The organism is Methanimicrococcus stummii, assembly GCF_032594435.1.
GTDB classification, from domain to species: Archaea; Halobacteriota; Methanosarcinia; order Methanosarcinales; family Methanosarcinaceae; genus Methanimicrococcus; species Methanimicrococcus stummii.
In genome coordinates this window covers 941708-968091 of sequence record NZ_CP131062.1, presented here as the reverse complement: position 1 = coordinate 968091, position 26384 = coordinate 941708, and the positions used below count along the sequence as shown (strand labels likewise).

The 26384-nt window shown below is 43.0% G+C and carries 34 protein-coding genes; 12 read left to right on the top strand and 22 right to left on the bottom strand.

The window, feature by feature from the left end; genetic code table 11:
• The first annotated feature begins 585 nt into the window (after window positions 1–585).
• From MmiEs2_RS04720 to MmiEs2_RS04710, 3 genes are all read left to right on the top strand, one after another.
• Window positions 586–2004, top strand: a complete 1419-nt coding sequence (locus MmiEs2_RS04720; RefSeq protein WP_316558735.1) for a chymotrypsin family serine protease — start codon at window positions 586–588, stop codon at window positions 2002–2004.
• Window positions 2005–2495: 491 nt separating this feature from the next.
• A complete protein-coding gene (locus MmiEs2_RS04715; protein ID WP_316558734.1) occupies window positions 2496–3140 on the top strand; it encodes a hypothetical protein in 645 nt (214 codons plus the stop codon).
• A gap of 159 nt (window positions 3141–3299) precedes the next feature.
• On the top strand, window positions 3300–3929 hold the full coding sequence (locus tag MmiEs2_RS04710) for a hypothetical protein (RefSeq protein WP_316558733.1): 630 nt from the start codon (window positions 3300–3302) through the stop codon (window positions 3927–3929).
• 102 nt (window positions 3930–4031) lie between these two features.
• On the opposite strand, the gene dinB is transcribed toward MmiEs2_RS04710, so the two are convergent.
• Genes dinB through MmiEs2_RS04695 form a run of 3 tightly spaced genes read right to left on the bottom strand, consistent with a single transcriptional unit; the run spans window position 4032 to window position 6609 of the window.
• Complete coding sequence (gene dinB / locus MmiEs2_RS04705; protein ID WP_316558732.1) at window positions 4032–5129, bottom strand: DNA polymerase IV; 1098 nt, start codon at window positions 5127–5129, stop codon at window positions 4032–4034.
• A gap of 2 nt (window positions 5130–5131) precedes the next feature.
• Window positions 5132–5737, bottom strand: coding sequence for a FumA C-terminus/TtdB family hydratase beta subunit (locus MmiEs2_RS04700; RefSeq protein WP_316558731.1), 606 nt, complete (start codon window positions 5735–5737; stop codon window positions 5132–5134).
• Entirely contained in the window at window positions 5737–6609 is an 873-nt protein-coding gene (locus tag MmiEs2_RS04695; protein WP_316558730.1) for a fumarate hydratase, read from the bottom strand. The genes MmiEs2_RS04700 and MmiEs2_RS04695 overlap by 1 nt, the downstream gene beginning before the upstream one ends.
• A gap of 212 nt (window positions 6610–6821) precedes the next feature.
• On the opposite strand from MmiEs2_RS04695, the gene MmiEs2_RS04690 reads away from it, so the two are divergent.
• Window positions 6822–7973, top strand: a complete 1152-nt coding sequence (locus tag MmiEs2_RS04690) for a tetratricopeptide repeat protein (protein ID WP_316558729.1) — start codon at window positions 6822–6824, stop codon at window positions 7971–7973.
• 87 nt (window positions 7974–8060) lie between these two features.
• Here MmiEs2_RS04690 and MmiEs2_RS04685 read toward each other — a convergent pair whose 3' ends face one another.
• A complete protein-coding gene (locus tag MmiEs2_RS04685; RefSeq protein WP_316558728.1) occupies window positions 8061–8438 on the bottom strand; it encodes a DUF488 domain-containing protein in 378 nt (125 codons plus the stop codon).
• Window positions 8439–8598: 160 nt separating this feature from the next.
• Here MmiEs2_RS04685 and MmiEs2_RS04680 point away from each other — a divergent pair, with 160 nt between their 5' ends.
• Window positions 8599–9954 carry a DNA recombination protein RmuC gene (locus MmiEs2_RS04680; protein WP_316558727.1) on the top strand — a complete coding sequence of 452 codons (1356 nt, stop codon included), beginning with the start codon at window positions 8599–8601 and terminating at the stop codon, window positions 9952–9954.
• A 41-nt stretch (window positions 9955–9995) separates the two neighbouring features.
• On the opposite strand, the gene cfbA is transcribed toward MmiEs2_RS04680, so the two are convergent.
• Window positions 9996–10463, bottom strand: coding sequence for a sirohydrochlorin nickelochelatase (gene cfbA / locus MmiEs2_RS04675; protein ID WP_316558726.1), 468 nt, complete (start codon window positions 10461–10463; stop codon window positions 9996–9998).
• Window positions 10464–10754: 291 nt separating this feature from the next.
• Between cfbA and MmiEs2_RS04670 the strand changes: the two genes are divergently transcribed.
• The 6 genes from MmiEs2_RS04670 to MmiEs2_RS04645 all read left to right on the top strand — a co-directional run bounded on the left by MmiEs2_RS04670 (window position 10755) and on the right by MmiEs2_RS04645 (window position 15928).
• Window positions 10755–11222, top strand: a complete 468-nt coding sequence (locus MmiEs2_RS04670) for a metal-dependent transcriptional regulator (RefSeq protein WP_316558725.1) — start codon at window positions 10755–10757, stop codon at window positions 11220–11222.
• Between the two features lie 287 nt (window positions 11223–11509).
• Window positions 11510–12232, top strand: a complete 723-nt coding sequence (locus MmiEs2_RS04665) for a glycosyltransferase family protein (protein ID WP_316558724.1) — start codon at window positions 11510–11512, stop codon at window positions 12230–12232.
• Between the two features lie 219 nt (window positions 12233–12451).
• Entirely contained in the window at window positions 12452–12628 is a 177-nt protein-coding gene (locus MmiEs2_RS04660; RefSeq protein WP_316558723.1) for an indolepyruvate ferredoxin oxidoreductase subunit alpha, read from the top strand.
• Entirely contained in the window at window positions 12625–13818 is a 1194-nt protein-coding gene (locus tag MmiEs2_RS04655; protein ID WP_316558722.1) for an NAD(P)/FAD-dependent oxidoreductase, read from the top strand. The genes MmiEs2_RS04660 and MmiEs2_RS04655 overlap by 4 nt, the downstream gene beginning before the upstream one ends.
• A gap of 85 nt (window positions 13819–13903) precedes the next feature.
• Complete coding sequence (locus tag MmiEs2_RS04650) at window positions 13904–15124, top strand: geranylgeranyl reductase family protein (RefSeq protein WP_316558721.1); 1221 nt, start codon at window positions 13904–13906, stop codon at window positions 15122–15124.
• 231 nt (window positions 15125–15355) lie between these two features.
• Window positions 15356–15928, top strand: coding sequence for a hypothetical protein (locus MmiEs2_RS04645; protein WP_316558720.1), 573 nt, complete (start codon window positions 15356–15358; stop codon window positions 15926–15928).
• A 419-nt stretch (window positions 15929–16347) separates the two neighbouring features.
• Here the strand turns inward: MmiEs2_RS04645 and MmiEs2_RS04640 are convergent, their stop codons facing one another.
• The 16 genes from MmiEs2_RS04640 to MmiEs2_RS04565 form a co-directional block, all read right to left on the bottom strand.
• Window positions 16348–17463 (bottom strand): tyrosine-type recombinase/integrase, encoded by a 1116-nt coding sequence (locus tag MmiEs2_RS04640; RefSeq protein WP_316558719.1) that lies wholly within the window; start codon window positions 17461–17463, stop codon window positions 16348–16350.
• A 343-nt stretch (window positions 17464–17806) separates the two neighbouring features.
• Complete coding sequence (locus MmiEs2_RS04635) at window positions 17807–18001, bottom strand: hypothetical protein (RefSeq protein ID WP_316558718.1); 195 nt, start codon at window positions 17999–18001, stop codon at window positions 17807–17809.
• Window positions 17998–18618 (bottom strand): hypothetical protein, encoded by a 621-nt coding sequence (locus MmiEs2_RS04630; protein ID WP_316558717.1) that lies wholly within the window; start codon window positions 18616–18618, stop codon window positions 17998–18000. The genes MmiEs2_RS04635 and MmiEs2_RS04630 overlap by 4 nt, the downstream gene beginning before the upstream one ends.
• Window positions 18618–19295 (bottom strand): hypothetical protein, encoded by a 678-nt coding sequence (locus MmiEs2_RS04625; RefSeq protein ID WP_316558716.1) that lies wholly within the window; start codon window positions 19293–19295, stop codon window positions 18618–18620. The genes MmiEs2_RS04630 and MmiEs2_RS04625 overlap by 1 nt, the downstream gene beginning before the upstream one ends.
• Window positions 19292–19654, bottom strand: coding sequence for a hypothetical protein (locus tag MmiEs2_RS04620; RefSeq protein ID WP_316558715.1), 363 nt, complete (start codon window positions 19652–19654; stop codon window positions 19292–19294). Before MmiEs2_RS04620 ends, MmiEs2_RS04625 begins: the two co-directional genes overlap by 4 nt.
• Window positions 19655–20077: a hypothetical protein gene (locus tag MmiEs2_RS04615; RefSeq protein WP_316558714.1), complete on the bottom strand. Its 423-nt coding sequence runs from the start codon at window positions 20075–20077 to the stop codon at window positions 19655–19657.
• Between the two features lie 15 nt (window positions 20078–20092).
• Window positions 20093–20575, bottom strand: a complete 483-nt coding sequence (locus MmiEs2_RS04610) for a hypothetical protein (RefSeq protein WP_316558713.1) — start codon at window positions 20573–20575, stop codon at window positions 20093–20095.
• Window positions 20575–20889, bottom strand: a complete 315-nt coding sequence (locus MmiEs2_RS04605) for a hypothetical protein (RefSeq protein ID WP_316558712.1) — start codon at window positions 20887–20889, stop codon at window positions 20575–20577. The genes MmiEs2_RS04610 and MmiEs2_RS04605 overlap by 1 nt, the downstream gene beginning before the upstream one ends.
• 98 nt (window positions 20890–20987) lie before the next feature.
• Window positions 20988–21752 carry an ATP-binding protein gene (locus MmiEs2_RS04600; protein ID WP_316558711.1) on the bottom strand — a complete coding sequence of 255 codons (765 nt, stop codon included), beginning with the start codon at window positions 21750–21752 and terminating at the stop codon, window positions 20988–20990.
• A gap of 122 nt (window positions 21753–21874) precedes the next feature.
• Window positions 21875–22072: a hypothetical protein gene (locus MmiEs2_RS04595; protein ID WP_316558710.1), complete on the bottom strand. Its 198-nt coding sequence runs from the start codon at window positions 22070–22072 to the stop codon at window positions 21875–21877.
• Window positions 22069–22257 (bottom strand): hypothetical protein, encoded by a 189-nt coding sequence (locus tag MmiEs2_RS04590; RefSeq protein WP_316558709.1) that lies wholly within the window; start codon window positions 22255–22257, stop codon window positions 22069–22071. Before MmiEs2_RS04590 ends, MmiEs2_RS04595 begins: the two co-directional genes overlap by 4 nt.
• A gap of 72 nt (window positions 22258–22329) precedes the next feature.
• The gene (locus tag MmiEs2_RS04585) at window positions 22330–22806 is read right to left on the bottom strand and encodes a hypothetical protein (protein WP_316558708.1); all 477 of its coding nucleotides are present in this window, start codon (window positions 22804–22806) and stop codon (window positions 22330–22332) included.
• A gap of 759 nt (window positions 22807–23565) precedes the next feature.
• Window positions 23566–23808, bottom strand: a complete 243-nt coding sequence (locus MmiEs2_RS04580; protein ID WP_316558707.1) for a hypothetical protein — start codon at window positions 23806–23808, stop codon at window positions 23566–23568.
• Window positions 23768–24031: a hypothetical protein gene (locus MmiEs2_RS04575; RefSeq protein WP_316558706.1), complete on the bottom strand. Its 264-nt coding sequence runs from the start codon at window positions 24029–24031 to the stop codon at window positions 23768–23770. The genes MmiEs2_RS04580 and MmiEs2_RS04575 overlap by 41 nt, the downstream gene beginning before the upstream one ends.
• Window positions 24028–24216: a hypothetical protein gene (locus MmiEs2_RS04570; RefSeq protein ID WP_316558705.1), complete on the bottom strand. Its 189-nt coding sequence runs from the start codon at window positions 24214–24216 to the stop codon at window positions 24028–24030. Before MmiEs2_RS04570 ends, MmiEs2_RS04575 begins: the two co-directional genes overlap by 4 nt.
• Entirely contained in the window at window positions 24213–24476 is a 264-nt protein-coding gene (locus MmiEs2_RS04565) for a hypothetical protein (RefSeq protein WP_316558704.1), read from the bottom strand. Before MmiEs2_RS04565 ends, MmiEs2_RS04570 begins: the two co-directional genes overlap by 4 nt.
• A gap of 177 nt (window positions 24477–24653) precedes the next feature.
• On the opposite strand from MmiEs2_RS04565, the gene MmiEs2_RS04560 reads away from it, so the two are divergent.
• Window positions 24654–24911, top strand: coding sequence for a hypothetical protein (locus tag MmiEs2_RS04560; protein WP_316558703.1), 258 nt, complete (start codon window positions 24654–24656; stop codon window positions 24909–24911).
• Window positions 24912–24920: 9 nt separating this feature from the next.
• Here the strand turns inward: MmiEs2_RS04560 and MmiEs2_RS04555 are convergent, their stop codons facing one another.
• Window positions 24921–26369, bottom strand: coding sequence for a TrkH family potassium uptake protein (locus MmiEs2_RS04555; RefSeq protein ID WP_316558702.1), 1449 nt, complete (start codon window positions 26367–26369; stop codon window positions 24921–24923).
• Window positions 26370–26384: the final 15 nt, after the last annotated feature.

Below are 26384 nucleotides of genomic sequence, written 5' to 3'. Positions count from 1 at the left end.
TCGAAAAAAGAGAGCGGATGCAGAATTGAATGAATCTTAATTGATTGGATGATTGATTCATTAATTGATTTAATTGATTCATTTAATTAATTGATTTAATTGATTGATTTAAGATTCATTTAATTGATTCATTTAATTAATTATTAATTGATTGATCTGATTTTTTCTTCCAAATAATAATCTTTTTCATTTAATTTAGGCTTCAATGAAACGGTTGAAAAAACAAAGTTCAAATATATAGAAAACCATTCTAATTATAATATTACGATTATTAGAAAAAGGGTGGTTCAATACATGATAACTTTTTCTAATCGGGGGCCGAGCTTCAGCCGGCGTGAAAAACGTTAAAAACGGTTTTAAACAAATTTGAAACAAGTCTTATTCGGTATTATTCTTAATAAGTATAATCTTGTTTCATAAAATTTAAATATATATTATATTATAGGATATAGAGTAACAATTAATTTATTATTGAATACATTCTTATTCGATAAAAAAACTCAATTGGGGTTATTCCCATTAAACGGAGTATTTGGAATGCGGGTAGCTTTAAAAATGGTATGTTTCGTTGCGTTATTTCTTATTATGGCCGGGTTAGTGAGCCCTGCCGCCGCTATCAACGATATCAGATATTCTTCATACCACAATATGACGGCAGAAGAAATTCAGAGAATCGTGGATGAAACGACCGGAACACAAATCGACAGATTCGATTCCATGTTTGAAAATAATCCGGATGCTTTGGCTGCTTACGGGACAATTCCCGATAAAGCCAAAGGAATCGAAGCTTATGAATATTGGCTTCAAATGGGTAACATTTCAAGAGCGTTGGCTGACGATGAGGTCATGCAAAGTTTGCATTACGCAAACGGCGGTGTCATTATCGGTCAGGGAACGCAGTGTATCTGTTACACTTCTATTATGATTTTAGACGAGCGCGTTGATGAGTTTACGGAAAAAGATATGCTTGCCGTAAAGGCACGCGTTGATTATTACGCTTCTTTGGAAGGCCTTGAAGATGTGCCTTTGGCGTTCTTCAAAGGAAAAATGATTGATTCTTATTTGACCGAAGAGCAATTGCTGTATCTTTGGGAATCCGGATATGACGGTCTCAGAATTTATGACGGTCTTGAAAATTTGACAAGCCTTCGCGCTGAATACAGTCCGGTTACAGTTACAATGTCTTCTGACAATTACGCTTTTGACAACGAAGCGCTTTCAAATGAAACGTCTTTTATTGATCGCATTCTTGCGCTTTTCAAAGGCCCGTCCGATTCTGTCAGTTTGCCTGCTGCTTCATCCGGCAATCTTGAAGGACTTGCATCTGAAAAAGTGCGTCCGGTTGTCGGCGGCTTGATGATCGCGACTTCGACAAGCGGCGGAACTGTCGGTTACGCAGCCAAAGACGTCAGCAATACAAGTGAACGCGGAATTGTTACAGTCGCTCACGTTTTCCACTTTGAAAACACCACTTCTTATCAGCCGAGACAATCTTACGGATCCAATAACGAACTCGGCACATTCTCGAGAATGAGTAAAGTCGGCGATTCCGTTTTCATTCCGATGAATTCATCCGATGTAAAGGCTGTTATCTATACCGGCGACGGCGATGATCGGTTGTTGGACGTTATCGGTTATGAAGGTGCCATCAGCAGTGGTATGCGTCTCAGCAAGTCCGGTGTCGTTTCAGGATACACGGAAGGATCTTACTATGGTGTTCGCTACAACCAGACATTTACGGTTAAGAACGGCACAATCAATTATACCGTCAATCATGTCGGTGTCATCGAAGAATTGTCTGATGAATCCTACTCTGTTCCGGGAGACAGCGGCGGTCCGATTTACGTCAAAACTGTTGCGACGATAAACGGCGAACAGCGCGATGTTGCGGTTCTTCTCGGCATTCTTGAAGGCGGTGACGGAAACGGCACAGTTTACTATGTCCCGTGTACGGAAATCAAAGATCAGCTGGGCGTTGTTCCGTTGACAATCAATGATCGTTGAAGTAAAAAATAACAGTTATTATTTTTTATTTTGATCTTTTCATTTTTTTTCAATTTAATTGATTTCAATTTTTAATTTTAGCTTTTGATTTATTTTATTTTGGTTTTTTAGTTTAATCTCTTTTAATTTTCATTAATTTTTTAAGTTTTAATTTTTGATAGATGATTTGGTTTGAATTTTGTTATCCGGTTTAATTGTCATTACAATTGGAAATAATCCTATTTGACAATTTTTCCTATTTGGTTTATATTTCTAAGTCCTTCATGCGGATTATTCTTAAATTCTCTGTTTTTTTCTTTTTAATAATCTTTTTTAATAAGCCTCCCGATTTGTAATATTCTTACATTACAAATTTCCTTTTTGATTCACTTTTAAAGATAATCTTTTTATACTACTATGTCTTTATTTCGTGTTTAGAAGTGAATTTTATAATAATTCTTTTCAAATGTTAACATTTTATCATTGAATTTCGTGAATTGAAGGGATGAATCATGATTGCAGAAAAGTTATTGCGGAGCTGTTATTCTCGACGAGCGTCCGTCTTTTTTGTTCTGCTTTTGCTTGTTTCTCTTTTCGTTCCTTTAGTTTCAGCATCCGGTGACGAAGTAACTTCAAGTTATTTACCGGCGGAGTATGTCCGATCAGTTATCGACAATACGCCTGCGACAAACCCTGCATTAATTGAGCAGGCTTCTTTAAATTCTAAAACTGTCGCGGCTTTCGGAATAATTCCGGCGCTTCCCCAAGGCGAAGAATCATATCTCTGGGGACTCGTCCTTCAAGACATTTTAAAAGACATTCATAACGGCGATTTATTAGCGTCTTATCATTGGGAAAACGGCGGTTTTATTATCGGTTACGGGTATCGGAATGATCATATTTATGTTTCCGTTAACGCTGATTCTCAATTTGCAGATGAAGAAATTGAATCGGTGATTAAAATTATTCAAGATGCAGGCAAAAAAGCAGACATTAATGATTTACCGATTATTATTGAAGAAAGCGTTCACGCGCAAGCTTTTAAACCCTCCGGCGCATCTTCTGCCGAAACCAAAACAATTCCGGGCGTCGGTCTCGGAGTTTGTGTCTTCCTTCTCATTGCAGTCGTTTTATCGGTTCGCAAATTTAAAAAATAATTCTGTTTTTTCAAATGGGTTTCGGTATGCCGAATTCTCTTTCTTGCTGTTGTTTTTGAGACTGTTTGTTCTTCGTAATATTTATATATCCCTTTGACTTTGTAGTAAATATTACGATTTATATTCTCTTTGAAATATTAATCTATTGAAGGTATAACTATGGCTGAAATTACAAAAAACAAACCTGCAAAAACAATCAGCCGGCTGGTCATCTTCACAGCGCTGCTCATGTTACTTCTTTCTTCCGCGCTTCCTGCAGGAGCTTCGGAATCCGATACGAGCAGTTATTTCTCTGAAGAATATATCCAAGATATTATTAACAACACCCCTGCAACGGATGTTTCTTATTTTAAACAGGCTTCTTTAAACGCCGACACGATTGCCGTTTTCGGAACCCTTCCCGCTTTTTCGAAGGGCAGGGAGTCTTATGAATGGTTTGTCTTGCTTCAGGGCGTTACGTCAAAGCTGAATGAAGACGGAAAATTAGCGCCTTATCTTTGGGACAACGGCGGATTTATCATCGGTTACGGGTATCAAAATTCTGTCATTTTAATTTCCATTCATTCCGAATATTCGGACGAAGAAATGAATGCCGTTATTCAAATTATTGAAGAAGCAGGTCAATTTTACGGCATTAGCGACATTCCTATTATCATTGAACAGAATACACATGCACAAGCATATACTGACAATGCGGAACCTGAAAAAACAATTCCCGGCGTCGGATTGGCAGCATGCGCCTTATTATCTTTATTTGTCGTCCTTTTCATCCGCAAATCCAAGAATTGATTCAAAACGAATTAATCTTTTGATCTTTGAAAGTTTATGCAGCCAAGCTACTGATTTTATGAGTATTCTATCTTTTTGATTATTTTATCTTTTTTAAAGATTTTAAAAAAAGTCTGTCAATTGCATTTGATTGACATCTGTTTTTTTCAGATTTGAAACACCGATATTGATTTGCTTAATCTTTTTATTTCCATTATTCGCCGTCAATTCTTCAAGCATGTCCAAAGCATGGCGTTTTAGGAAATACACATCGGATGTGTGAACTGTATGGCTTTTGGATTTTGTAACGGTTGTGAAATCCGCATATCTGATTCCGATTGTTATCGTTTTGAAAAACATCTTTTTCTGAATTAAAATCGCGTGAACTTCTTCACAAATCGATTCCGCGCCCATTTTTATGATTGCCGAGTCATTCGTGTACGGATTCAGGGAATGGAATCGGCTGATTGATTTTGCATCGGCGGTTTCCATCACTTGAGATGTGTCAATGCCGTTTGCGATATCCTGAAACGCCATTCCGCTTCGGCCGAGTTTTTCATAAATTCGGCGTTTATCCGCCTTTGCCAAATCACCGACGGTTTGAATTCCCAAAAGATCAAACGTTTCCGCCGTTTTTTTGCCGACGCCCGGAATTTTTGTAACCGGTAGCGGCGATAAAAAGTCGGATACATTTTCGGGCAAGACAACCGTTAAACCGTCCGGTTTTTGAAATCCCGAAGCGATTTTCGCAACCGATTTGTTCGGCGCAATCCCGACAGAACACGTTATTCTTTCGGCGGCTGCGATTTCCGCTTTGATTTTTCGGGCACATTCGGCAGCGTCTTCGTAAGTTTGAATGTCTTCTCCCGGCAAAACATACGCCTCGTCGATGCTGACTTGCTGTACCGTTTTGACATGTTTTTGAATAATCTTAATCACGTTGTCTGAAACTTGTTTATACAATGTTTTGTTCATCGGCAGGCAAATCACATCAGGACAAAGTCTTTTTGCTTCCGAGAGCGGCATTGCCGAATGCAGGCCGAACTCGCGGGCCGGATAGGATGCCGCGCTGACAACGCCCCTGGACGTGTCTTTGTGCAAATGGTATGTCTTAGAGCAAACAACAACAGGTTTGTCCTTTAAATCGGGATTATCGCGGATTTCAACGGATGCAAAAAAGCTGTCCATGTCAATATGCATTACAATTTTATCGGCAGCCATTTTCATTCGTCTCTTTGATCTTTTTGCTCAAATTGTTTTTGAAATACGGCGGCTGCTTTTTCTTTAACGTCTCTGAACAAATCGTTGCCTTTGGTATCTGTTCCGACAATCAGGGGACCGAAATTTTCAACCTGAATTTCCCATACGGCCTCCGGCATTCCCAAATCTTCCCACGAAACATTTTGAACGTTTTGAATCATGTCAACGGCTAAAGCCGCGCAGCCGCCTGTGTATGATAAATAAATGCATTTCCGCTCTTTCATGGTTTCGGCAAGCCCGATCATACCGCCTTTTCCGATTAAAACATGAATGTCATGATTTTTCAAAACGGCCGGCGTCATTTTTGTCATCCGGTCACTCGTCGTCGGCCCTGCCGCAACCGCTTTCCATCCGTCTTCTTTCTTTTCCATGACCGGTCCGCAATGATAAATCACGGCGCCCGATAAATCAAAAGGAAGCGGTTTGTTTTCCGCGTCGTATTCCAAAATTCGAAGATGCGCTTCATCGCGCGCGGTGTAAATTGTTCCGGTGATGTAAACAACGTCGCCGGCGTTCACGGATGCGATATCTTGTTCAAAAAGCGGTGTTTTCAGGTTATGCGTTGCCATCAGTCGTCACCTTCAAAGATTGCTGTCGCATGCCTGTTGGCCCAACATTGAACGTTGACAGCGACGGGAAGCGACGCGGTGTGGCAGGACGCTTTCTTAATTCGAGCGGAAAGCGCGGTTGTATCACCGCCGAGTCCCATACATCCGATTCCGAGGCTGTTAATCGCCGTTAAAATTTCTTTTTCAAAATCATCGTACGCGTCCGAGCCTGTCGATTCCGGATCTCTTAATTCTTCCAAAAGCGCTTCTTTTGCAAGTTTCGCGGATTGGTTGAACGAACCGCCGATTCCGATTCCGAGTATGATTGGCGGACACGGTTTGCCGCCGGCATCCATAACGGTTTTGACAATGAATTCTTTGATTTTCGGAATTTCGGTCGGCGTAAACATTTTCAGCGCGCTCATATTTTCAGAGCCGGCGCCTTTCGGCGCAACGGTTATTTTCAAGTTTCTGCCGGGGACGAAGGAATAATTGATTTCGGGCAAACCGTCGCCGAGGTTATTTTTTGTGTTGTGCCGTGTCAGGGGGTCAACGACATTCGGGCGAAGCGGAATGCTTTCGGTCGCTTTCGCGCACCCGTCTCGGATTGCGCCTTCCAAATCGAAATCGAGGTGAATCTCGCGCCCGATTTCAACGAAGAAAATGAAAATGCCGGTGTCTTGACAAATCGGAACCTGTTTGGCGCCTGCGATTTCAATATTTTTTAAAATGGATTCCAATTGCGCTTTTGCAATCGGATTTGATTCTTTTTCGGCGGCGCGGGTTAAAGCAATCATTGTGTCTTTCGGAAGCGTTGTCTCCGAAATTTTTAATATTTCTGAAACGGCTTTTGATACCGTTTCAAATGACAGCTTTTCGATTTTTACGTCCACGTTGCGCCTCTTTTTAATTTCATGATGATTCAATCGTTTTTTTCAGTCTGTTCTGATTGTTTTTATGATTTCAAAATGTTTTCATGATTTATATTGATAACCCCGAAAAATTCATTTTTTCGGCTCATTGCTCTTTTTTTTGAATTTGTTCGTTCTCATCACTTATATATCTTAACCGTTATTTTGTATTATTTTATATTGAGGTTTTAAAAATGTCTGAAGAAAACAAATTAAACATGTTCATTCCGGCCGACGATGACGCATTTTCATGCCCGTACGCGGACGGCGGCGAAGAGGTGAGCGCGCAGAAATGGCACAAAATCGCCATGGATTTGGCAGCAGATGCCGCTGACGATGAGGCGCTTGACGCTGCGATTGAAGCGTTTGACAGCGGTCTTGAGCTGGAGCCTGAGAACACTGTTCTTTTACGCAGCAAAGCGGCTGTTTTGAGCCGATTCAACCGAAAAGAAGAAGCTTATCAAGTTTACTTAAAAGCGCTTTCTTTTTATCCCGACGATGCTGTTTTTTCAAACGGCGCGGGCTTTGTTTTAATGGAAAGCGGCAGAGCCGCCGAATCGCTTCAGTTTTTTGACCAAAGCATTGCTTCCAATCCGCAATTCCAAAACCCGTGGCTCGGCAAAGGAATCGCTTACGGCGAACTCGGCAATTTTGAAAAGGCAATTGAATCTTATGACAAAGCAATTGCGCTGCGCGCTGATTATAAAGAAGCGCATTTCGGAAAGGCGGTTGCGCTCGGCGCGCTTGGCGAATACGGTGCCGCGATTCCGGAATTTGACAAAGCTCTGGAGTCCGATCCGGAAAACGCGGATGTTTGGTATTACAAAGCGCTTGCTTTTGATTCCATGGGCGATGCAGACAACGCGCTTGCCGCATACAAAAAGACCGTTGAAATCCGCCCGGAATCCGACGACGCGTGGAACAATATGGGCATTCTCTTAAACGCGCTCGGCCGATTTGCAGAAGCGCTTGAATGCTTTATCAAAGCTTCCGAAATCGACGGCGAACAAGTTGATGTTTGGTTCAACCGCGGCTACACGCACGCTGTTTTGGGACAATTTGATGATGCCGCCGGCTCTTTCAGAGAAGCGATTGAAATCAATCCGAATTTTGTTCCGGCTTATATTGAAGCCGCATTCGTTTATGTTCAAACCGGATTCCCCGACGAAGCGGTTCGCTTGTATGATCAGGCAATTGCGATTGAACCTTCTGCCGAAGCTTATTTCGGAAAAGGCATTGCGCTTCAGGTCATCGGCGATAAAGAAAAGGCGGATGAAGCATTTGAAAAAGCGTTTGAAATGAACCCGGAATACCGGGAAATTTTTGAAGGGCAAAAAGAGAGTTAATTTTAATTGAAATGTGAAAAACACTCTTGAAGTGTTTTTCATTTTTTTTTTTTTTTTTTTTTTTACTTTTTTATTTTTACATTTTTGTTATTTCTTCGTCATATGCTTTTCAACATAATCTTTCAAAATCACGACGTGGTTGTACACCGGATCTTTGGCGGCGTAAACAAACGTTACGTTTCCTTTTTTGAGTTTATCGGAAACGGTTTGAATAAAATCGGAAACTTTCGGATTTGTTTTCAACTCGCCCGAATATTCTTCTTTAAAATGCGGAAACAAAGTCGGATCATGATGAAATTCTTCGCGGATATCGGTCGTCGGTGTTATGTCTTTTGCCCAAAGATCAATTTGCGCGCGTTCTTTGGAAACACCGCGCGGCCATAATCTGTCAACGAGAATGCGGTATCCGTCATCATCCGATACATCATCATAAGCACGTTTCAGCTGTATTTTATGAGTTGTCATTTTAAAACTCCGTTTTTATTTTTGCACAATTTTTATTTTTATATAATTGCTATGAATAATTACTGTTCTCAATTATATAAATATACACTTTCACTCCGCACGGCAATTTCGTTTATAATATCCTTTCTTTAAATTTCTCAAAAGATTGGAGTTTTAAAGAATGGAATATGAACTGATGATTTTAGTTGTGCTTATCGCCGCCGTTTTTCTTTTAATTTTAAACATTGTTTTGACATTATTCAAACGCGGCGGCGGATCCGGATCAGATTCCGGTTTGGATTTCGGCGCGTTTTCAAAAAAAACGGATGAGCAAACTGCATTTATTCGCAACGAATTTGACCGCGACATTTCTCGGCTGGATTTGAATTTGAGAAATGAAATCGCTCAAAATCGCGAAGAGCTCGGCCTTTCCTTAAATCAAAATCGAAAGGAAATGACAGCAGCGCTTTCCAATTTTCAAATGTCGCAGGAAAATAAATTTCAAACTTTTGAAAAGCGGCAGGCGGAGCTGAATCAAATAACGGAAGCGAAGCTTGAAAAAATTAGGGAAACAACGGAAATCCGAATGGTTCAAATGCAGGAGTCCAATGCCAAAAAATTGGATGAAATGAAAAATGTCGTTGATGAAAAACTTCAGGAAAGCGTTGAAAAACGTTTCAGTGAATCGTTTAAAGGAATCAGCCAGCGGCTGGATGACGTTTTCAAAGGCCTTGGCGAGATGCAGACGCTTGCAAACGGCGTCGGCGATCTCAAAAAAGTGCTGACGAATGTGAAAACGCGCGGAAATCTCGGAGAAATTCAGCTCGGCGCGATTTTGGAAGAAGTTTTGGCGCCGGATCAATTCGATAAAAATGCGGCTGTTCGCCCGAATACGGCGGAACGCGTGGAATACGCGGTCCGCCTCCCCGGAAAAGACGGCGACGGACCGATCTTTTTAGCGATTGATTCCAAATTTCCGATTGAAGATTATCAGCGGCTGCTTGACGCTTACGAAAACAATCCCGACGACATTGAAAATTGTTCTAAACAATTGGAAATCGCGGTTAAACGAAACGCGAAAACGATTCAGGAAAAATACATTTGTCTGCCGCATACGACAGATTTTGCAATCATGTTTATTCCGGCGGAAGGACTCTATGCCGAAATTCTGCGCCGGCCGGGCTTATTTGAATTTGTTCAGCGCGAATATCGTGTTGCGATTGTCGGGCCGACGACTTTGGTCGCGTTTTTAAACAGCCTGCGCATGGGTTTTCAAACGCTTGCCGTCGAAAAACGAACCGGGGAAATTCAAAAACTTCTCGGCGCGGTCAAAACCGAATTTATCAAATTCGGCGAACTGCTTGAAAAAACGCGCAAAAAGTTAGACGAAGCTGCAAGCGTTTTGGATTCGGTGGATTCAAAAACGAGAAACATCAACCGCAAACTCAAACAAGTTCACGAACTGCCGGAAGCAGATTCTTCAAGATTGCTCGGCGACGGTTTCGAAAACGATGATTTTGAATTATATGAATTGTAAAAAGAAAAAAGATTAAAATTGAAAAGTCAAACTTTTCAATTTTAAGAATTTAAAGCGCGCTCCATCACAATATCGACAATTCTGTCGTCTGCGCCGAGCGGTTTTTTGTAAACGATTTCAACATCCTCGGGGATGTCGACCGGGTCGCCGTGGTGGTGATGGTGGTGGCCGTGATGACCGTGGCCGTGTTCATGATCGTGGTGGTGCTCATGGTCGTGGCTGTGGTAGCTTTCCTCTTCTTTTAAAAGACCGAGAATTCTCGGAATATCTTTTTCCGTGTGTGTTCCGGGCGCCAAAAAGACCGGAACGACAATGATTCTTTTAGAGCCGCCTTCAATGATTTTCTTCAAAGCATCGGGAATGGAGGGTTCGTTGAATTCCATCAAACCGATTTCGACATTTTCAAATTCATTTCTTGCTTTCACTTTTTCAGCAATATCTAAAATCAATTGTTTCGAGTACGGAAGCTTGCTGCCGTGACCGACCAATAATAAGGTTTCTTTAACCATAATGATTCTCCCAATTTTCTTTTATTAAGCAAATACAATGATTCCAAGAGGGTTTTATGTTATATAAGAATTATGAATACACACAAAGTATGAAAATTTGAACGATTATTAACATTTATGTTGAAAAACGATATGTGTTTCATTTGAGCGAAAACCGTGAAAAACGTTTAAATATTTTAAAATAGGATATATGAAATAATTTTCTGTATTATGAATATTTTTCAGAGAACTTTAAAAATATTCACTTTAAAAGGATTTAAAACGAAATTAAAGAAAAAGAAGGTTTTTCATATGACAACCGAAAGAAAAGAAGATTATTTGAAAACAATTGATAAAATCGTCACTGAAAAAGGGTATGCTCAAGTCAAAGATATTTCTCGCGAACTCGATGTCGGCCCGTCAAGCGTTACGGGAATGCTGAAAAAATTAACGGACGAAGGTTACATCAATTATGAAAAATACGGCGGCGTCACGCTCACTCAAAAAGGTAAAGAAACCGCGAGCAGCACCAAGAAAAAATACACAACGATTAAAGATTTCTTAATCGCGCTCGGTGTTGCCGAAAATGTTGCGGAAGATGACGCCTGTAAAATGGAACACATCATTACGCCTGACACCTACGATATTTTCCTCCGGTTCTGTGAATTTTCAATCACGGAAAAAGGCACCAACCAAATGGAACATTTCAAAAAATACTGTGAAACCGGTGAAGTCGACAAATGCACTTGCGGCGCGCCGAAAGTTCATAAAATTGAATGAAACGATTCGTCGTTTCAATTCCCTTCTTTTTTATTTTTACTGGATATTTTTGATAAGTTTAAAATTCGGTTTGTTGTTTCTCTTTGATTAACTTGATTTGGTTTTTTGATTCATTTGATTTTTTTTTTTTTTTTTTTTTGATTACTTTGATTTGGTTTTTTCATTATTTTTAGTTTATTTTTTAATTATTTTGAGTTTATTTTTTAATTATTTTGAATTTCTTAATTCTAAAGAAACCGCTTGCTATCCGTTAATATTATATCCATTTACCTTAATAAGAAAAAAAGATGAGAGCAATCAAAACCGTTATTCCGTTCAAGCCGGACAATCCGAAATCGCGATTATCTCCCGTTTTAACGGAAGAAAAACGGAAAGCTTTCGTCGGTCTTTCTCTTCAAAACGTTTTGGCTGTTTTAAAAGAGTCGGGAATCAAACAAGTCGATATTTTATCCAAAAGCGCATTGGACAAATCCGATGAAAATCGTTTGGCGGCAATGTCCGGGTCGGATTTTGAAATCAAAATTTTGATTGACGAATCAGATTTAAACACGGCGGTAAACACGTATTTAAAATCCTCCGAAATTCCGGTTTTAATCGTGATGGCGGATTTAGCGCTTTTAAAAAAGGAAGATGTCGAAGCAATGACAAACCCGGCGGCCATGAATCGCGAATCTGCATTTGTATCTGCGAATTGCGAATCCGAATTTATAGCTGCATCCGTATCCGAAACCAAAGCGGCAGCCTGTCCGGATATTGTTCGAATCGCTCCCGGAAAAGACGGCGGCACAAATATGATGTATATCAGCACGCCGGCCGATTTCGAAGTCAATTATTACGGAGAAAGCTGTAAAAAACATCAAGAAGAGGCGTTGAGGCGGAGTTTTATCTGTGAAATTCATAAATCATTTTATGCAGCGGCTGACATGGATGAGCCAAGCGATTTAAATGACATTTTGAATCACGGTTCCGGAGAAATTTTTGAATTTATCTCAAAAGTACTCAAACCTTAATGATAATTAATGAAAATGAGTAATGGCGTGCTATATATTAGAGATAAAATTAAATAGGTTCCAAGTCTCATTTCAAAAAACGGCTGAAAGATTATGCTTATTGATTTCGGTGTAAATCCCGTTAAGGAAACGCATATATAAAATAATTTATTATCAGTCATTATCTGTTTCATATTTATTATATTTTTATTTTTAAAATCCCCATTACAGGTGACATAAGTGACAGTAATTGTTAATAGGAACAAGTGCGGCTATTGCGGTGCGTGTGTGGCAGTCTGCCCGACGATGGCCCTTGATTTAAAAGAGGTCTGGATTGATGTTGACGACAGTCTTTGCAACGGCTGCTCAACCTGCAAAAAAGTATGTCCGATCGGCGCAATCGAGGTGCAAAGATGAAAGATGCGTATGATGTGATTGTTGTCGGCGCAGGTCCTGCAGGATCGGTCGCCGCGAGATTTGCCGCAGAAGGCGGCGCGTCCGTTCTTTTGATTGAAAAGCGTCAGGAAATCGGAGACCCGATCCGCTGTGCGGAAGGTGTCGGAACCTACGAGCTGGACAGATATTTGGATTACGAGGACCGCTGGGTGGCAGCGCCCATTAAAGGCGCAACGATTTATGTTCCGAACGGCACGCCGATTAAAATGCGCGCAAATGATGAAAACCAGATTTACGGCTACATTTTGGAAAGAAAAATCTTTGACCGCGCGCTTGCCGAAAGAGCTGCGAAGGCCGGCGCCGATGTTTATACCAAAACAATGGCAACCGGTTTAATCATGAAAGACGGCAGAGTCGCCGGCGTTAAAGTTAAACGTTTCGGCGTTGAAAAAGAAATTTCCGCAAACATCGTCATCGGCGCAGACGGCGTTGAATCCAAAGTCGGCAGATGGGCCGGCATTAACACGACATTAAAACCGTCCGATATCGAAACCGGCGTTCAGTATTTGATGACCGGCATTGACATCGATCCTGATAATGTTGAATTCTTTATGGGCAATCAATTCGCACCCGGCGGCTATGTTTGGATTTTCCCGAAAGGACCGGGGCGCGCAAACGTCGGCATCGGCCTTCTCGGCAGCAAAATCAAAGACGGCGGAAGACCGATTGATTATTTGAACAAGTTTGTTGAAGAGCGTTTCCCGAACGGTAAAATCATTGAAATGGATTACGGCGGCGTTCCGGTTTCCGGCGGCATTGACAAGATTTACGGTCCGGGGATTATGCTTGTCGGCGATGCCGGACAATTGTCTGATCCGATTACGGGCGGCGGCATCAAACACGGCCTTTGGTCCGGGGAGATGGCAGGAACGATTGCGGCAGACGCTGTTAAAGCCGGTGATTTCACAGAAAAATTCCTCAAAAAGTATCAGAAAAACTGGGAAAGCAAATGTGGTAAAATCATGAGCCGCGATTTAATTTTGAAGAATTATTATATTGACATGACGGATGAAGAAGCAAACAATCTTGTCGAATCTTTGAAAGATGTTGATTTTACCGGCGTTTTAGATGTCGGCCATCTTGTTAAGATTCTCTCAAAAGTCGATAAAAAATTATTGCTCAAGTTGGGTGTGAATCAGCTCGGTTTATAAGCCGACTGATCTAATTTCTTTTTTATTTTGATTCTCAATTTGATTCTCAATTTGATTACGGTTTTTGATATATTTCGGCATTATCATGAAAAACGAATACGATGTCATCGTTATCGGCGCAGGTCCGGCCGGATCAATCGCCGCGAAAACGGCAGCAATTCGGGGCTGCAGCGTTCTTTTGATTGAAAAGCGTCCGGAGATTGGCGTTCCGGTTCGCTGCGCTGAGGGAACGTCAAAAACGGAATTGATGAAATTCGTTGACATTGATCCCGCTTTTATTTGTAATGAACTGCATGCGGCAGTTGTTCACGCGCCAAACGGCACGTCGTTTTCGGTGACAACAAATATGTCGGGAATCGACAGCGAAGCCGGCATTATTTTGGATCGAAAGATTTTTGACAGGCATTTGGCAAAACTTGCGGCGGATGCCGGCGCTGATGTTTATACAAAAACGGCGGCGACGGGTTTGATTATTGAAGAAATCAATAATGAAGAAAAAACCGTCGCCGGTGTTGTTCTCAATCATCTCGGCGAAGAGATAAGGATTCGTTCCAAAATCGTCATCGCCGCTGACGGAATTGAATCGAAAATCGCGCGCATGGCCGGTATTGACACAACTTTGAAATTAAACGACATCGAATCCGGTGTTCAGTTCTTGATTTACGATGAATCAATTCGCCCGGCCGAATGCGAAATATTCCTCGGAAACGAAATCGCGCCGGGCGGCTACATTTGGGTTTTTCCGAAAGGGAACAACACGGCGAATGTCGGCATCGGCATTTCGAAAAACCGCAACGGAAAGAAAGCAATTGATTATCTTGAAAGTTTTATGTCAGAGAAATTCCCAAACGCCAAAATTCTCGGAACATTTTTCGGCGGCGTTCCCGTCTCCGGCGGACTCGAAAAAATCACGGCTAACGGTTTGATGCTGGCAGGCGATGCCGCGCGCCAAACCGATCCGATTACGGGCGCAGGGATTCGGTACGCGACTTACGCCGGCGAGATGGCCGGACGAACGGCAGCAGAAGCGATTGCCGCCGGCGATTGCAGTGACAAATTTCTGAAAAAATATCAAACCGAATGGGATCAAACGCTCGGAAAAACAATTAAACGCAATTACAAAATTAAAAAAGCGTATGATTCATGGACGGATGAAGAAATGAATCACATCGCGAAAATGGCGGCCGCATTGCCGCTTGAAGATTTTGAATTGAAAGAAGCGATAGTTGCCGTTTTAAAATCGGATAAGAAATTAATGTGGAAGATGAAAGGCGTTTATTACGATTTGCTGAAGTCTTTGATTTAATCGGATTCATTTTGATTTGTTTTATTTTTTATTTTTTATTTTTTATTTTTCAATTGATTTTTCATTTTGACAGGATTCCGAACTTATTAATAAAATTGAATTTATTGGAAATCTAATGAATTGAAAAATTTAATGAATGAAAGTTGGAGACAAAATATGAAACAAATCAAAATAATCTCATTAATTTTTCTTTTGTTTTTAGTTTCGGCTGGCCCGGTTCAAGCGGACTCAATGATTGCGCCGATACCTTATGAAATTGATTTTGAAGATCAGGATCTTGTTTTTCGGATGGTTCCTTCAGATAATTACGATATGAATCAAAGCGTTCCTGAAGAATCCGGCTTGTATGTGAAATCGACCGGAGAGAAAATCTACACTGTCAACGAATATTTTTATCAAGAGCTTTACTTCTCAGCGGACAGGATGAGTTTTGCCGCAATGACCTGGCAGGAAACAAATGAAGACAGAGGTATTGTTTTTTGTAATAACGGGACAATGAATCCGGTTCGAGTAACAGATTTGATGAAAGATTTAGATGCCCGAAAACATACAGTGAGCCACTATACTTGGGAACAATATAATGAGCGTGTTTATGATGAAAAAAACAGCACGTTATCCGTATTAACAAACGACGGAATTCGCTACACATTTGATATTAATACGGGAGAAATCATTCAAACCACCGATAAAAGAGCAACATTTTTGCCGGGCAACATGTGGTTATCAATTTCAATTCTGGCAATTGTTTTAATCGGCAGCGTTTTCATTTTGTATTTTTATTGGAAAAGAATTGGAAAGAAATGATTCTTTTCATTTTCCTAATAAACAAACATCCATTTTTTTCCAAATTTTATCAAACCCGAACTCCCGAAAATCCAAAAAAATGTAAAAAAATTAATGAAAACCGGAGTTCGACTCTTTTTCAATTTTTGAAATAAAAACGATGTTTCGGTTTAACACAATAAATGAAAACCAAAACAACCGCCTCCAATCGTGAGTTTTGTGAGCGGAGCGAGCAAAAGGAACGATTGGAGATTCGCCACCATGAGTCAATGAAATTTCAAAAACTGATGTATTAATTTTAATTTCTATTTGCAATTGCGTTTGTGCTTTTTGTTCGTGTCTGCGTTTGCACATGCGGTTTGCGTTTGCGCGCGTATCTGCTCTTTTTTAGAAGCAGACAGTTAGAGTCCGAACCCAAAAATGGTAAAATGTTTATCTTGTTACTGTTTTTTCGAATCGTCGAAAACGTTGAATGTGTTTATTGCCGCAGGTAACCAACCGTTTACGATTTCGAATTTTTCTTTTGTGTCCGGAATGCGTAAAATCGGAATGTAGAGATTGTAGACCTTTTTTAATTCGCGGTAAGTGATTTGATAGTACCAATCTTGAATAGCGAAGAAGCTCCGTTTGTCGCCCCTCATTTCGGCAATATACGCAATCGGCATACCTAATTCCCTCATTGTTTTTGTAAAAAAGTGTCTGAATGTGTGAGCTGTTACCTTTTCGTAACTTTGCGCGTCGGGGCTTGGGTTGTGAAGTCCGCAGAGCGTGCCTATTTTTTGAATTTGTAATTGTAAGGTTTTGTCAGTCAGTCTTCCTGTTCCGAGCTCGTTTAAGAAAAGTGGTGAGTTTGACGTAAGAATTTCGCCGCGCTGTTCACGCAAGAAGAGATAAGCGTTTATCGCATCTACAATCTGCCTGCTGACTGGTATAATTGTGTTTGTTCGTTTACCTTGTATCTTGTTCGGTTCTCCGAGGTGGATAAAACCGTTTGTGTGGTCGTAATTGTAGAGGTTGAGGGGGATTAGTTCATTAATTCTAAGTCCTGTTAATGAAAATGTTAGAATTATTGAAATGTATTTTTCTATGTTTATTTCGTCTTTAAAATTCAGTTTTGGGACGGTTTTTATCAGCAGTTCGACATCTTCTACCCCGAGGTCTTGTTTTGGCGCACATGGGGGGTTTTTGAAGATTCTAATGTAACGTTTCCGAAATTGGGGAATTGGATTAAAAGAAATTATGCCGTTGTCGATTAAGTAAAGAAATGTATTGTTCAATGCGTTGAAATGTGTTTTAATTGTCGGAAAACTGAATCCGGAGTCTCGGCAGAAATTGAGATAATCAATAAGAGATGGTTTAAAATCAAGATATTTTGAGTCGTGGTTGAATAATGTGGGGTCTATGATATCGCAGTAGTATTTCGTCGTCGCTCTGTATTGTCGTGCCGTGTTCGGGGCAACGCCGCGGATTAGTCCGTCGTCGTAAACGGCGTTAGGTAAATTGTTGAAGTCAAACCTTAAATAATTAAATTGCGTTTGATTGTTTAAGTCAATCATTAGAATCACCAATTTCAAATGATTGACCTTTTTTTATAAATTCTTTTCTATCTCATTATGATTCGCTTGCTGTCGCTTTTACATAGTAAAAGCGAATAATCAAGTAAAATTGTTTTGGTCGTTTTTTTAGTCGATTTTTTGCCGATAGCGTTTTTGTTCGTTGCCGGCGCGACGATCCGGACGAATTTCTCCCGGTTTTTTGCGGATCGGAATTGTGGCCACATCGAACCGGGCAAAATGAAAAAAGAAACGGTCGGATTAGTCAGTAGATTTAATGAAAAAAATAAGGTGAAAATCAAGATTTCTTGATTTTCATTTTTTGTTTGTTTTGTCTGTTTTGTCGTCATTTTCCGAGCAGATACGCCGAATAAACAGTAATGTATCCGGCAGGAGCGCCAAGCCCACGAAAGAAGCCTGTCAGCATGCTGTAAAGCTCTTTGAGGGGGTCGGTGCTTTCGGGGAAAGTGACCGACAAAATCGCGACGAGGAAAAAAGCCGCTGCGAGAATGCCAATAATGGCGAGTTTTATCTTAGTCATGGTGTCCCCCAAAGCGGATTACAATCCCACCAGCGCGCTTGCACGGAAAAAGACGAGGTTGCAATAACGGAGATGTTGAGGTTTTCGAAAACGTCTTCAAGAGTGATGTCCGGATAGTTTGTCAGAACAGCAGGTAACAGCACGAAGCCGCGCAAATATGTTCCGCGTGGGATTATGTCAGTCCAACGCATGAGTTCTTTAACTTCCGTTGGCGAGGTCATGATTGAAACGGCGCGGATTTTTTCAGGTGTTAGGTCTGCCGGGAGAAGACTTGTTTGCGGTGATGCGGCAACGATTGTCACGTAGTTGGGGCGATTAGTCGCCGCCGCCCTTACTCCAGTTGCGTTGTTTGACAATACCGTTTGTGTTGTTGTTCCGAAGTTTTGACCGCCTTCACTGCTGTTGATTTTTGTGTACAGCGGTTTACCGTTAAAACGCATTAAGCCGTCTGCGTCGGGATAAAGTCCATCTTTCCAAACGCCTGTTTCGTAGCAAACGTATTGTTTTTCGGTATCGGTTGCAATATACACGTTGCCTTTTTGGGGGTGCGGAGGTTTCTCCGCGTCCAATCCGGCAGGTGTACTGAAACGTGTTCGGGTTGAGTAGCCTACGCCCATTATCTCAAACCTCCGCCGCCGCCGCCGATGCCGCCGCTGCCAAAACTGCCGCGGCTGAAACTTGACGGAAGTTTTAATCCGCTTGCTGCTTTTTTGCCTGCGTCGGAAACGATTTTTGCCCCACCGTAACCGCCGCTGCTGCTTTTGTTGCTGCTGCCGCTGCTGACTGTTGCTTTTCCTGTGTTTCCGCTGTTGCCGCCTCCGCCGCCACCGCCGCCGCCTGCGGCAGGGCTGTTGTCGTAGCCGCCTGCGTTGCTTCCGCCGCTGTTGCCTGTTTGGCTTAACAAGTGTCTTTGGTTTGCGAGCGCGCCTGTTCTCGTTGGCGCGAACGGAACATCGACTTGGAAGAAGTCGTTGCCGGGTGCGTTCAGCTGAGAGTCGAGAATTGCCAATTTCGTGAATGGGTCGTTGAAGTCGATGTTTTCGCCCGAAATGAACAGTTGCGGCGTTGGGGTGGTTGTGGGAACGTCTTCGGTGAGGGTTTGCAGATATTCTGCCAAGTCGAAGCCTTCGCCAATACCGCTGCCGCCGCCGACACCGCCGCCAAAGCCCCAACCGTCGTCAGAGCTGCCGCCGCCTGTTGCATATAAAGCGATTGCGGCGGCTGCAATGATGCTGCCGCCGATTAATAGGGTTTTCTTGTTGTTTTTAGTGCTTTTTTTGTTTTCGTTGCTCATTTTAAGACCTCCGGCAGAACGACGACCGCCACAACTGCCGCGACCGCGCCGAGAACGAGAACGGCAGGGTTAATCCCGGTGCCGCCGTCTTTGGCTTCCAATGCTGATGCGGTTTCCGTGGTGATTTTCGGGCTTGCAGTTGGGGAGCTGATGACGCCCGAACTGTTAAGCGCGAAAACGGGCGCGACAATGTGGTTGTTTGTCGTTTGGTTGCTGTATTGGTATGAATTTTGGTTTTGTGTTGTGTGGTCGTCGGTCGAAAAGTCAATAGCACTGATGCGGTCGAACGTGTAATTCATGTTAAGAATTTGTGATAAACTCTTTTGATTTTGGTTTGTGCTGCCGTTAAACAATGCCATTTACTGGTCGCCTCCGCCGACGGCAACGATTTTGCCGTATTTGGTTTCTTTTTCTTTTAGGTCGTAATAGTCGCGCAGGAGGTCGTGGCTGCTGAAAATCGTGATGTGAATGTCAGAGCCTGCGATTGGTTCTTCGCCTTTGTTGATGAGGTTAATATCGTTCATCACGAAGCCGGAGAAAATCTGTTCGTGTCCTGCGTCGATAACGTCGCCCCTGTCCTCGTTTCCGTTGAAAAAAACCTGTAACGCTGAACTGTCGCTTGCGTTGTAGATTTTGCAGCCGAGAAACGGCAGTGTGCCTGCTTTAATCGAACGACTAAGCTTGACACCGCCGTATTTCAATTCTTTATTTTCGCCCGGCGCGAGGTTTTCGGGTTGGTTTACGCCTTGAAAGGTCGTCCACGATTCTTTAATCGTTGTCATGGGGAATCACCCCGTTTAAGGTGCGTAAGGCACGATTAAGACACGGTCGTTGTTTTTGTCGAGACCGTTAGCGGTCAAGTGTCCGAGTTTGACTGCTGTTTTCGGTTTTGCGATGTATTCGCCGAGAGAAGTCCAAGTCTGCGGATAGCAAGTGACGTTTCCTGCGTTGATTTTGTCGAAATCGGCGGCAGTCATGACAAGGTTCGAGGATTTTTTAGTGCTCATGTTTTTCTTTCTGTAAGGAATGAAAATCTTTGTGAGCGTGCCGCTGACGATTTGGTTTGTTGCAAGGGGGTTGTACATTTCAAGTCTGAGTTTGTCATACGGTTTTAAAGATGCGCCGAGTGCTTCTGCTTCGAGCCATTCCCTTTCCGTTGGGGTTGCTTCCGCAGCGGTGGACATCTGAACGTCAACGTCCCATTCTTTGACAACGCTTGTGTCGTCGCCTTCGCTGTCAGTTCTGACGAGGCGAATTTTTGTGTTTGCGATTCTTGCCATCAGAAAGCCTCCTCGCTGTTTGCGCCGCCGCCGCCGGACATGAACGCTTTACTGCCAATGCCGAGCGCGCCGAGGTAGTCTTCGACTGCGTCCATGCCAAAAGCGATGCCGACTGCGTTACCCAAGAAAGGTGATGTGTCGCCGATTAATTCCGCGCCGACAACTGCGCCGACGGCTTTAACTGTACCAGATACAAGATTGCCGTCGCCGACAATGCCTGCCAAAAGAGATTCTTCGAACGGTTTAATGAGTGCAGCCGCAGCGATTGTGCCGAGCCCCACTTTGCCCGTTGTTACATCAGTAGAGAGTTTCATTTTGATATCTTCCTGCGGTGTTTTGTTTCCGCAGGAGGACATACATTTTCGAGAGCAATATACACGGCTAAGTTTAAGATATACTGCATTTTTGTTTTTTAGTGTTGTTTGAATGCGTTTTTGTATGTTGGTATCTTGTAAGGTTCGTTTTCGTTTTCGTGAACGAATAAAAAAGTACGTTCGGGGAGTTCTCTTAATATTGTTTCCGTGTGTCGGCGGTCTTCGGAGTTTGTGATTTTAACAATTTCTTCAATTGTTCTGTTGCCGTTTTGACCGCTCAGCAGGTAGCCGTCGCAGAGTTCGAGCACGCTTTTATCAACGCCTTGCGGACGTTGTGATGCCATGATGACGAAAATACCGTAGTTTCTGCCGTTTTTGACAAGGAAGTGGAAGTTGTCACTGATTTTGCCGCGTTCCGGGGCAATGTCTGCAACTTCGTCAACGAGAACGTACAGTTTGCCTGTTGTCTTTTTTGCGTGGTTTAAAATAAATTCACAGATTTTGTCCGCTTCGGCGATCAGTTCAGACGGTTTGACCGCTGAAAAGTTGATGACGTGTTTTTTCAGTTTGCTGTTGTCGAATTTATTAATAAAAGCGGTTGGGTTTTCGTAGTAGCGGCTTTTCGGGATAACTGCCGTTTTGTACTGCGCTTCGGGGTTGTAAACGCCGAGCATGTCGAAAACGATAACTTCGGGGAGGGCATCGGCGCAGGAGGCAATAACAACACTTTTGCCGCTGCCTTTTTTGCCGAGAATGCCGAGCGTTTTATACGTTGTCATTATTTGCCGAATTTGAGCGGCTGTTAATGTTTTCATTTCGGTCATGCGACCACCCGGACAAATATACCGCCACAGTGCAGACATGAGCCAACCGCGTACCGCGGAGTGTTTGCGTAAACAAAAAGAATTGAAGATTTACAATCCGGGCATGTCGACATTTCGCCCCTTCGTGCGTTTGCGTTTATTTCCAAAATTGCCACCACCTTTTATTCGCATTCGTCGGGGATTTCTTCGGGGGTTGGTTGCACATTGTTGACCGCCTGTATTCTTTTTTTGTCTTGGTCGTGCACGATTTGGATAAACCCGTTGCGCAGTTCCAGATAGTCCGCGTCGTTCAAGTTGTCGATGTTTTCAGAAACGAGAACGAGAGGGTCAAACTCCATGCCGAAAAATTTTAATTTCATGCTTTGACCGCCTTTTGTTTCTTTTTGTTCCAACGTTTGAATTTCGCGTCGCGGTTTTCGACGACGGAACAGCAAAATTCAATTCCGTTGTACAGTCCGACTGAGTAGTCGTCCCAGATGTTGTCTTTTTGGATTTTTCGGTATTCGTTCAGTTCTTTTGCTATCTTTTTTTGTGTTTTATTCATTTTTATTCCTCCAAAGCAAGTAAACGATGACGGCAGCAATGACCGCCAATATAAGTAAAAGTAAAAACGACATTAGAAGTCCTCGTATTCGTCGATTTCTTGGTTTTTGTTCTTTCCTTTGCTGAATCCGTTGCCGACGGCTTCGCCGAGTTTGTGCATAAATCCGGCGGCAGCTCCGAGCAGTTGCTGACCTTCGGGCATGCCGAGAGCTTTCTCGGCGACAGGTGCCCATGCGTCAAAGTTTCGCGCTTGTGTTGCGGCCGGGGCGGCAGCTTCGCGTACAATTTCAATTGTGTTGCCAAAATCGGTTTGCATTGTTTCAACCTCATTTTTTTGTTCTGTTTGTTCCGGCTGCGGCAGTTGTGCCGTTGCAGGGGGTTGGTTAATTTTGGGTATTTGTGGTAGTAAGGGGGGTAGTGGTAAAAGTTGGGGGGTTTCGTTGTTTTGTTCGTCTGTCGGTTCGTTGGGTTCTTCGTGTGGTTGGTCGTTCGTCGGTTCGTGGGGTTGTTCTGTTTCTTCTTTACGGTTTTTGCATGTTGCTTCGTGCACCGGCAAGCCCCTTGCGGTGAACTCGTTGCCGCAGTGGCGGCAAGGTGTACGTTTCACGGCAGGGTTACCGTCGCAGTAACGTTCGTGCATGGCGATACCGCGCTGTTGCAGCGTTTTGCCACAGTGTTTGCAAGTTCTCATCAGTTCGTCCAGTGTGGGCGTAATAATCACCTCATACGGGTATTGCTGTTTGGGGCTGTCAATGTTTGTTTTTGTTTGGGGGTACTGTGGCAATCCCAAAAAGCTTAAACCTGTTTGCTTCTTACAGCCGACCGCGCGCGAGGGTGGGCTCGCCCCCACCCGAGCGAGAAAGCGGGCGGCGTCGAAACGGCGGCGGCAGCTTCGCTGCCTATGCCGCCGCCGTTTCGCCGTAATTTTTGTGTAGAGAGGTGTACCTTTTTATACAAGGTACGCATACAGATACATGTAGAGAGGTGTACCTTTCTTTTTTTTTCAAAAAAAGCAGGTGCAGGCGATTTATTCAATTCGTTTTTATAATAATTATAGGGGGCGCAAAAATCGAAAATATTTAAACCCTCACATATCTTCGCAGAAATTAGTACCTCGGGTACAAGTGAAATTAAAATGATGTCGCTTGCTTATTGATTTTCGTTTTTTGGCAAAAAGTAGAAACGGGTGCGGACGGTGCTTATACCTCAGGTACAAGTTGAGTTGAAACTTGTACCTCAGGTACAAGCTGAGCCAAAAAAAGAAGAACGATACTAAAACGGAGGTTTTTTAGTATCGTCAAATGTCGTTTTAGAATTGTTTTTTTATGATGTGCAAGTGTGCCGAATGCGTTTTTTTAAGTCCTGTTTGGTATTTGAACGTGCCCGGGTATGCCCGGCACAATTTCAGCGCGAATTTGCGTGCGTTTTTGTTTTGCGTGAATCCGAGCATGTTTTTTAAATCAGTCATGCTGAACCAATCGTGTCCTTTGTTGATTTCTTCAACGAGAATATCAATTCGCTGCCGCTCCGTCGTTCTGATTGTCGGCGGCATTCGTGGATTCCTCTTTGAAAGTTAATGTTGCATTTTCAGATTTTTTGTTATTTCCTGCGTTGTAATCGAAGGTTTCGGGTCGTTTTGTGGCAATGCTGCGCATTGCTGCACAAGCTCCCTGTTTCGTTGTGTAACCTGCGATTTTCATAACTTCTTCCGATGAGACCGTGCCGTATTTCATCGCTGCACGTTCAATCAGATAGTGACTCAGTTGCGTGCTCATTGTGTCGCCTCGTCGTCTTTTTCTTTGGCGAGAAGTCCGCGTTTCAGAATGTCGCATTTGACAACCGATAGGGCGTGAGAGATTTTTATCAAAAAGTCCGCGGTTGCCGTTCCGTCATAGACGGCGTCAATTGTCCCGTTTGCGTTTTCAGTCAGCGTGATAACGATTTTGTTTTCATCGGTCATTCGTCTTCCTCCATCGCATTTCTAAATTCGAAACGGAGAGGGATATAAGAAACGTTGAGTTCCAAAGAACACGCGACTTTTTCCCAATAGTGCAGTTCGTTGAGGTTGTCAGCTAAAATGCGTTGTTGATTGTCCACGATTTCGCGATATTCTGCAATATTTACCAGTGCGGCGTTGTATTGGTCTTTAAAATGCTTTTCTGCGAACTCTTCGAGTTCGTCGATTTTATAGCCTGCGCTATATGATTCTTGATTTGTCATTTAAGTTAATCCTTTAATTGGTTGCGGTTTTTGGTTAGAAAACCGTGATGTAAAAAACGATTAGATAGATATAAATAGTTTTCTTGCGTCTTATAATATAAGACCGAGCCCGAGCGGCTGGTTACCGTTAATATAATTCCTTATGATGCCGTTTTCTGTTAATCCTGCGGCGATTGTATGCGTTTATACGGGTTCGGACTCTTCAATTTACTATCTGCTCTTTTTTATCACATCCGTTCGCTTCGCGAACGTGGGCACGGCTACCTTTCCGTTTCTGTTTCCGCTGCTACCTCTCCGTTTCCGTTGCCGCCATGGCCGGCAGCAGCTGCCGCCGCCGCGCGCGAGCCGCTCCGCTTTTCAAAAAATTATGAAATCCTATCCCGGCTTTTCAAAAAAAATCTGAAACCGGTTCTCGTTTTTCAAAAAATAAAATGAAAAACGGTTTTACCGTTTCCAAAATTCTCTCGTGAACAGCAAAATAACGGTGTAAATTTCAAGTCTGCCGATCCACATGTTGGCGACCATGATGACGCGAGCGAGGACGGGGAAGTCGGCGAAGCTGTCAAACGGACTGTTCATGCCGAAAATCGGGCCGATGTTTCCGAGCGTTCCGATAGATGTCGTTGCCGCCGTAATCAGATCAAGTTCCAAAATTCCGAGGAGGACAGTGCTGATGACGAATGCCAGGAAATACAAAATCATGAAGGAGATTGTTGAGTTGACAACTTCTTCGTTCAGACTTCTGCCGTTGAATTTGATCGGTTTGACGGCGTTCGGGTGCAGGAATTTAAAAATATCGCGGCGCGCGTGGCGCAAAAGAATAATCCAGCGAACGAACGTCGGGCCGCCGGCTGTTGAGCCCGAGCAGCCGCCCGTAAACATCGCAAGGAGAAGCAGGATTTTGGCCGCGTCGCTCCAAACATTATAATCCACAATCACAAAACCCGTTGTTGTGATAATGCTGCTGATTTGGAAAAACGCGTATCGCGCGGCCAGCGTTAAACTGTAGCCCATGTCGCGGACTAAAATGATTGTCAAAAGCGCCGAGACAATCAGGAAGAAGAAAATGTATGTCCGGAACTCTTCGTCCTTTGTCAGGTGACGAATGCCTTTCGTTGCCGCCTTGTAAATCAGCGCGAAATTCGTTCCGGCAATCAGCATGAAAATGATAATGACGATTTCCGTTTTAAAATTCATAAACGGCAGAATGCTTGCGTCATAAGGCGCAAAACCGCCGCTTGACATCGTTGTCAAAGCAAAAATGACCGCGTCGTAAACCGGAAATTCCAAAACGAACAAAATGATTGCCAAGAGAATCGTTGCGCCGATGTAAAAATTCCACAAAATCTTTGCCGTGCTGCTGATTTTCGGACGGATTTTGTCTTCGGTCGGTCCTGAAAATTCCATTTTATAAAGCTGGCGCCCTCTCATATTGACCTTCGGAATCACCGCTAGGAAAAGCGCGACAACACCGAGACCGCCGAGCCATTGCGTTAAACTTCTCCAAAACAGGAGACTTTTCGGCCAAGCATCAATTTCCGTTAAAATCGTCGCGCCGGTCGTCGTCACACCCGACATCGCTTCAAAAAACGCGTCAAACGGAGACAAACCGGACAGCAGAAACGGAATCGCGCAGAAAACAGCGGAAAACAGCCAGCTGAGAGCAACAATCGCGTAACTTTCGCGAACCGTCCACTCGCTTTCGTTATCTTTTGTATAATAACCGAAAATCAAACCGAAGAAAACGGAAATCAGAATCGAAATCAAAAACGGCCAAATGGATTCATTGTAATAAAAAGCGATTCCGAGAGGAACGATTTGAACAAGCGCGAGCAAAAGTAAAATCCTGCCGACAATTGAAAAAATATTTTTAAAACTGATTCCTCGCGCCATTTTTCGACCTGCCGG

Bases quoted from the DNA above. Each gene is read 5' to 3' on its own strand.
- MmiEs2_RS04720 (WP_316558735.1), top strand. From the start codon at position 586: ATGGCCGGGTTAGTGAGCCCTGCCGCCGCTATCAACGATATCAGATAT.
- MmiEs2_RS04715 (WP_316558734.1), top strand. From the start codon at position 2,496: ATGATTGCAGAAAAGTTATTGCGGAGCTGTTATTCTCGACGAGCGTCC.
- MmiEs2_RS04710 (WP_316558733.1), top strand. From the start codon at position 3,300: ATGGCTGAAATTACAAAAAACAAACCTGCAAAAACAATCAGCCGGCTG.
- dinB (WP_316558732.1), bottom strand. From the start codon at position 5,129: ATGGCTGCCGATAAAATTGTAATGCATATTGACATGGACAGCTTTTTT.
- MmiEs2_RS04700 (WP_316558731.1), bottom strand. From the start codon at position 5,737: ATGGCAACGCATAACCTGAAAACACCGCTTTTTGAACAAGATATCGCA.
- MmiEs2_RS04690 (WP_316558729.1), top strand. From the start codon at position 6,822: ATGTCTGAAGAAAACAAATTAAACATGTTCATTCCGGCCGACGATGAC.
- MmiEs2_RS04685 (WP_316558728.1), bottom strand. From the start codon at position 8,438: ATGACAACTCATAAAATACAGCTGAAACGTGCTTATGATGATGTATCG.
- MmiEs2_RS04680 (WP_316558727.1), top strand. From the start codon at position 8,599: ATGGAATATGAACTGATGATTTTAGTTGTGCTTATCGCCGCCGTTTTT.
- cfbA (WP_316558726.1), bottom strand. From the start codon at position 10,463: ATGGTTAAAGAAACCTTATTATTGGTCGGTCACGGCAGCAAGCTTCCG.
- MmiEs2_RS04670 (WP_316558725.1), top strand. From the start codon at position 10,755: ATGACAACCGAAAGAAAAGAAGATTATTTGAAAACAATTGATAAAATC.
- MmiEs2_RS04665 (WP_316558724.1), top strand. From the start codon at position 11,510: ATGAGAGCAATCAAAACCGTTATTCCGTTCAAGCCGGACAATCCGAAA.
- MmiEs2_RS04655 (WP_316558722.1), top strand. From the start codon at position 12,625: ATGAAAGATGCGTATGATGTGATTGTTGTCGGCGCAGGTCCTGCAGGA.
- MmiEs2_RS04650 (WP_316558721.1), top strand. From the start codon at position 13,904: ATGAAAAACGAATACGATGTCATCGTTATCGGCGCAGGTCCGGCCGGA.
- MmiEs2_RS04645 (WP_316558720.1), top strand. From the start codon at position 15,356: ATGATTGCGCCGATACCTTATGAAATTGATTTTGAAGATCAGGATCTT.
- MmiEs2_RS04640 (WP_316558719.1), bottom strand. From the start codon at position 17,463: ATGATTGACTTAAACAATCAAACGCAATTTAATTATTTAAGGTTTGAC.
- MmiEs2_RS04635 (WP_316558718.1), bottom strand. From the start codon at position 18,001: ATGACTAAGATAAAACTCGCCATTATTGGCATTCTCGCAGCGGCTTTT.
- MmiEs2_RS04630 (WP_316558717.1), bottom strand. From the start codon at position 18,618: ATGGGCGTAGGCTACTCAACCCGAACACGTTTCAGTACACCTGCCGGA.
- MmiEs2_RS04625 (WP_316558716.1), bottom strand. From the start codon at position 19,295: ATGAGCAACGAAAACAAAAAAAGCACTAAAAACAACAAGAAAACCCTA.
- MmiEs2_RS04620 (WP_316558715.1), bottom strand. From the start codon at position 19,654: ATGGCATTGTTTAACGGCAGCACAAACCAAAATCAAAAGAGTTTATCA.
- MmiEs2_RS04615 (WP_316558714.1), bottom strand. From the start codon at position 20,077: ATGACAACGATTAAAGAATCGTGGACGACCTTTCAAGGCGTAAACCAA.
- MmiEs2_RS04610 (WP_316558713.1), bottom strand. From the start codon at position 20,575: ATGGCAAGAATCGCAAACACAAAAATTCGCCTCGTCAGAACTGACAGC.
- MmiEs2_RS04605 (WP_316558712.1), bottom strand. From the start codon at position 20,889: ATGAAACTCTCTACTGATGTAACAACGGGCAAAGTGGGGCTCGGCACA.
- MmiEs2_RS04600 (WP_316558711.1), bottom strand. From the start codon at position 21,752: ATGTCTGCACTGTGGCGGTATATTTGTCCGGGTGGTCGCATGACCGAA.
- MmiEs2_RS04595 (WP_316558710.1), bottom strand. From the start codon at position 22,072: ATGAAATTAAAATTTTTCGGCATGGAGTTTGACCCTCTCGTTCTCGTT.
- MmiEs2_RS04590 (WP_316558709.1), bottom strand. From the start codon at position 22,257: ATGAATAAAACACAAAAAAAGATAGCAAAAGAACTGAACGAATACCGA.
- MmiEs2_RS04580 (WP_316558707.1), bottom strand. From the start codon at position 23,808: ATGCCGCCGACAATCAGAACGACGGAGCGGCAGCGAATTGATATTCTC.
- MmiEs2_RS04575 (WP_316558706.1), bottom strand. From the start codon at position 24,031: ATGAGCACGCAACTGAGTCACTATCTGATTGAACGTGCAGCGATGAAA.
- MmiEs2_RS04570 (WP_316558705.1), bottom strand. From the start codon at position 24,216: ATGACCGATGAAAACAAAATCGTTATCACGCTGACTGAAAACGCAAAC.
- MmiEs2_RS04565 (WP_316558704.1), bottom strand. From the start codon at position 24,476: ATGACAAATCAAGAATCATATAGCGCAGGCTATAAAATCGACGAACTC.
- MmiEs2_RS04560 (WP_316558703.1), top strand. From the start codon at position 24,654: ATGCGTTTATACGGGTTCGGACTCTTCAATTTACTATCTGCTCTTTTT.
- MmiEs2_RS04555 (WP_316558702.1), bottom strand. From the start codon at position 26,369: ATGGCGCGAGGAATCAGTTTTAAAAATATTTTTTCAATTGTCGGCAGG.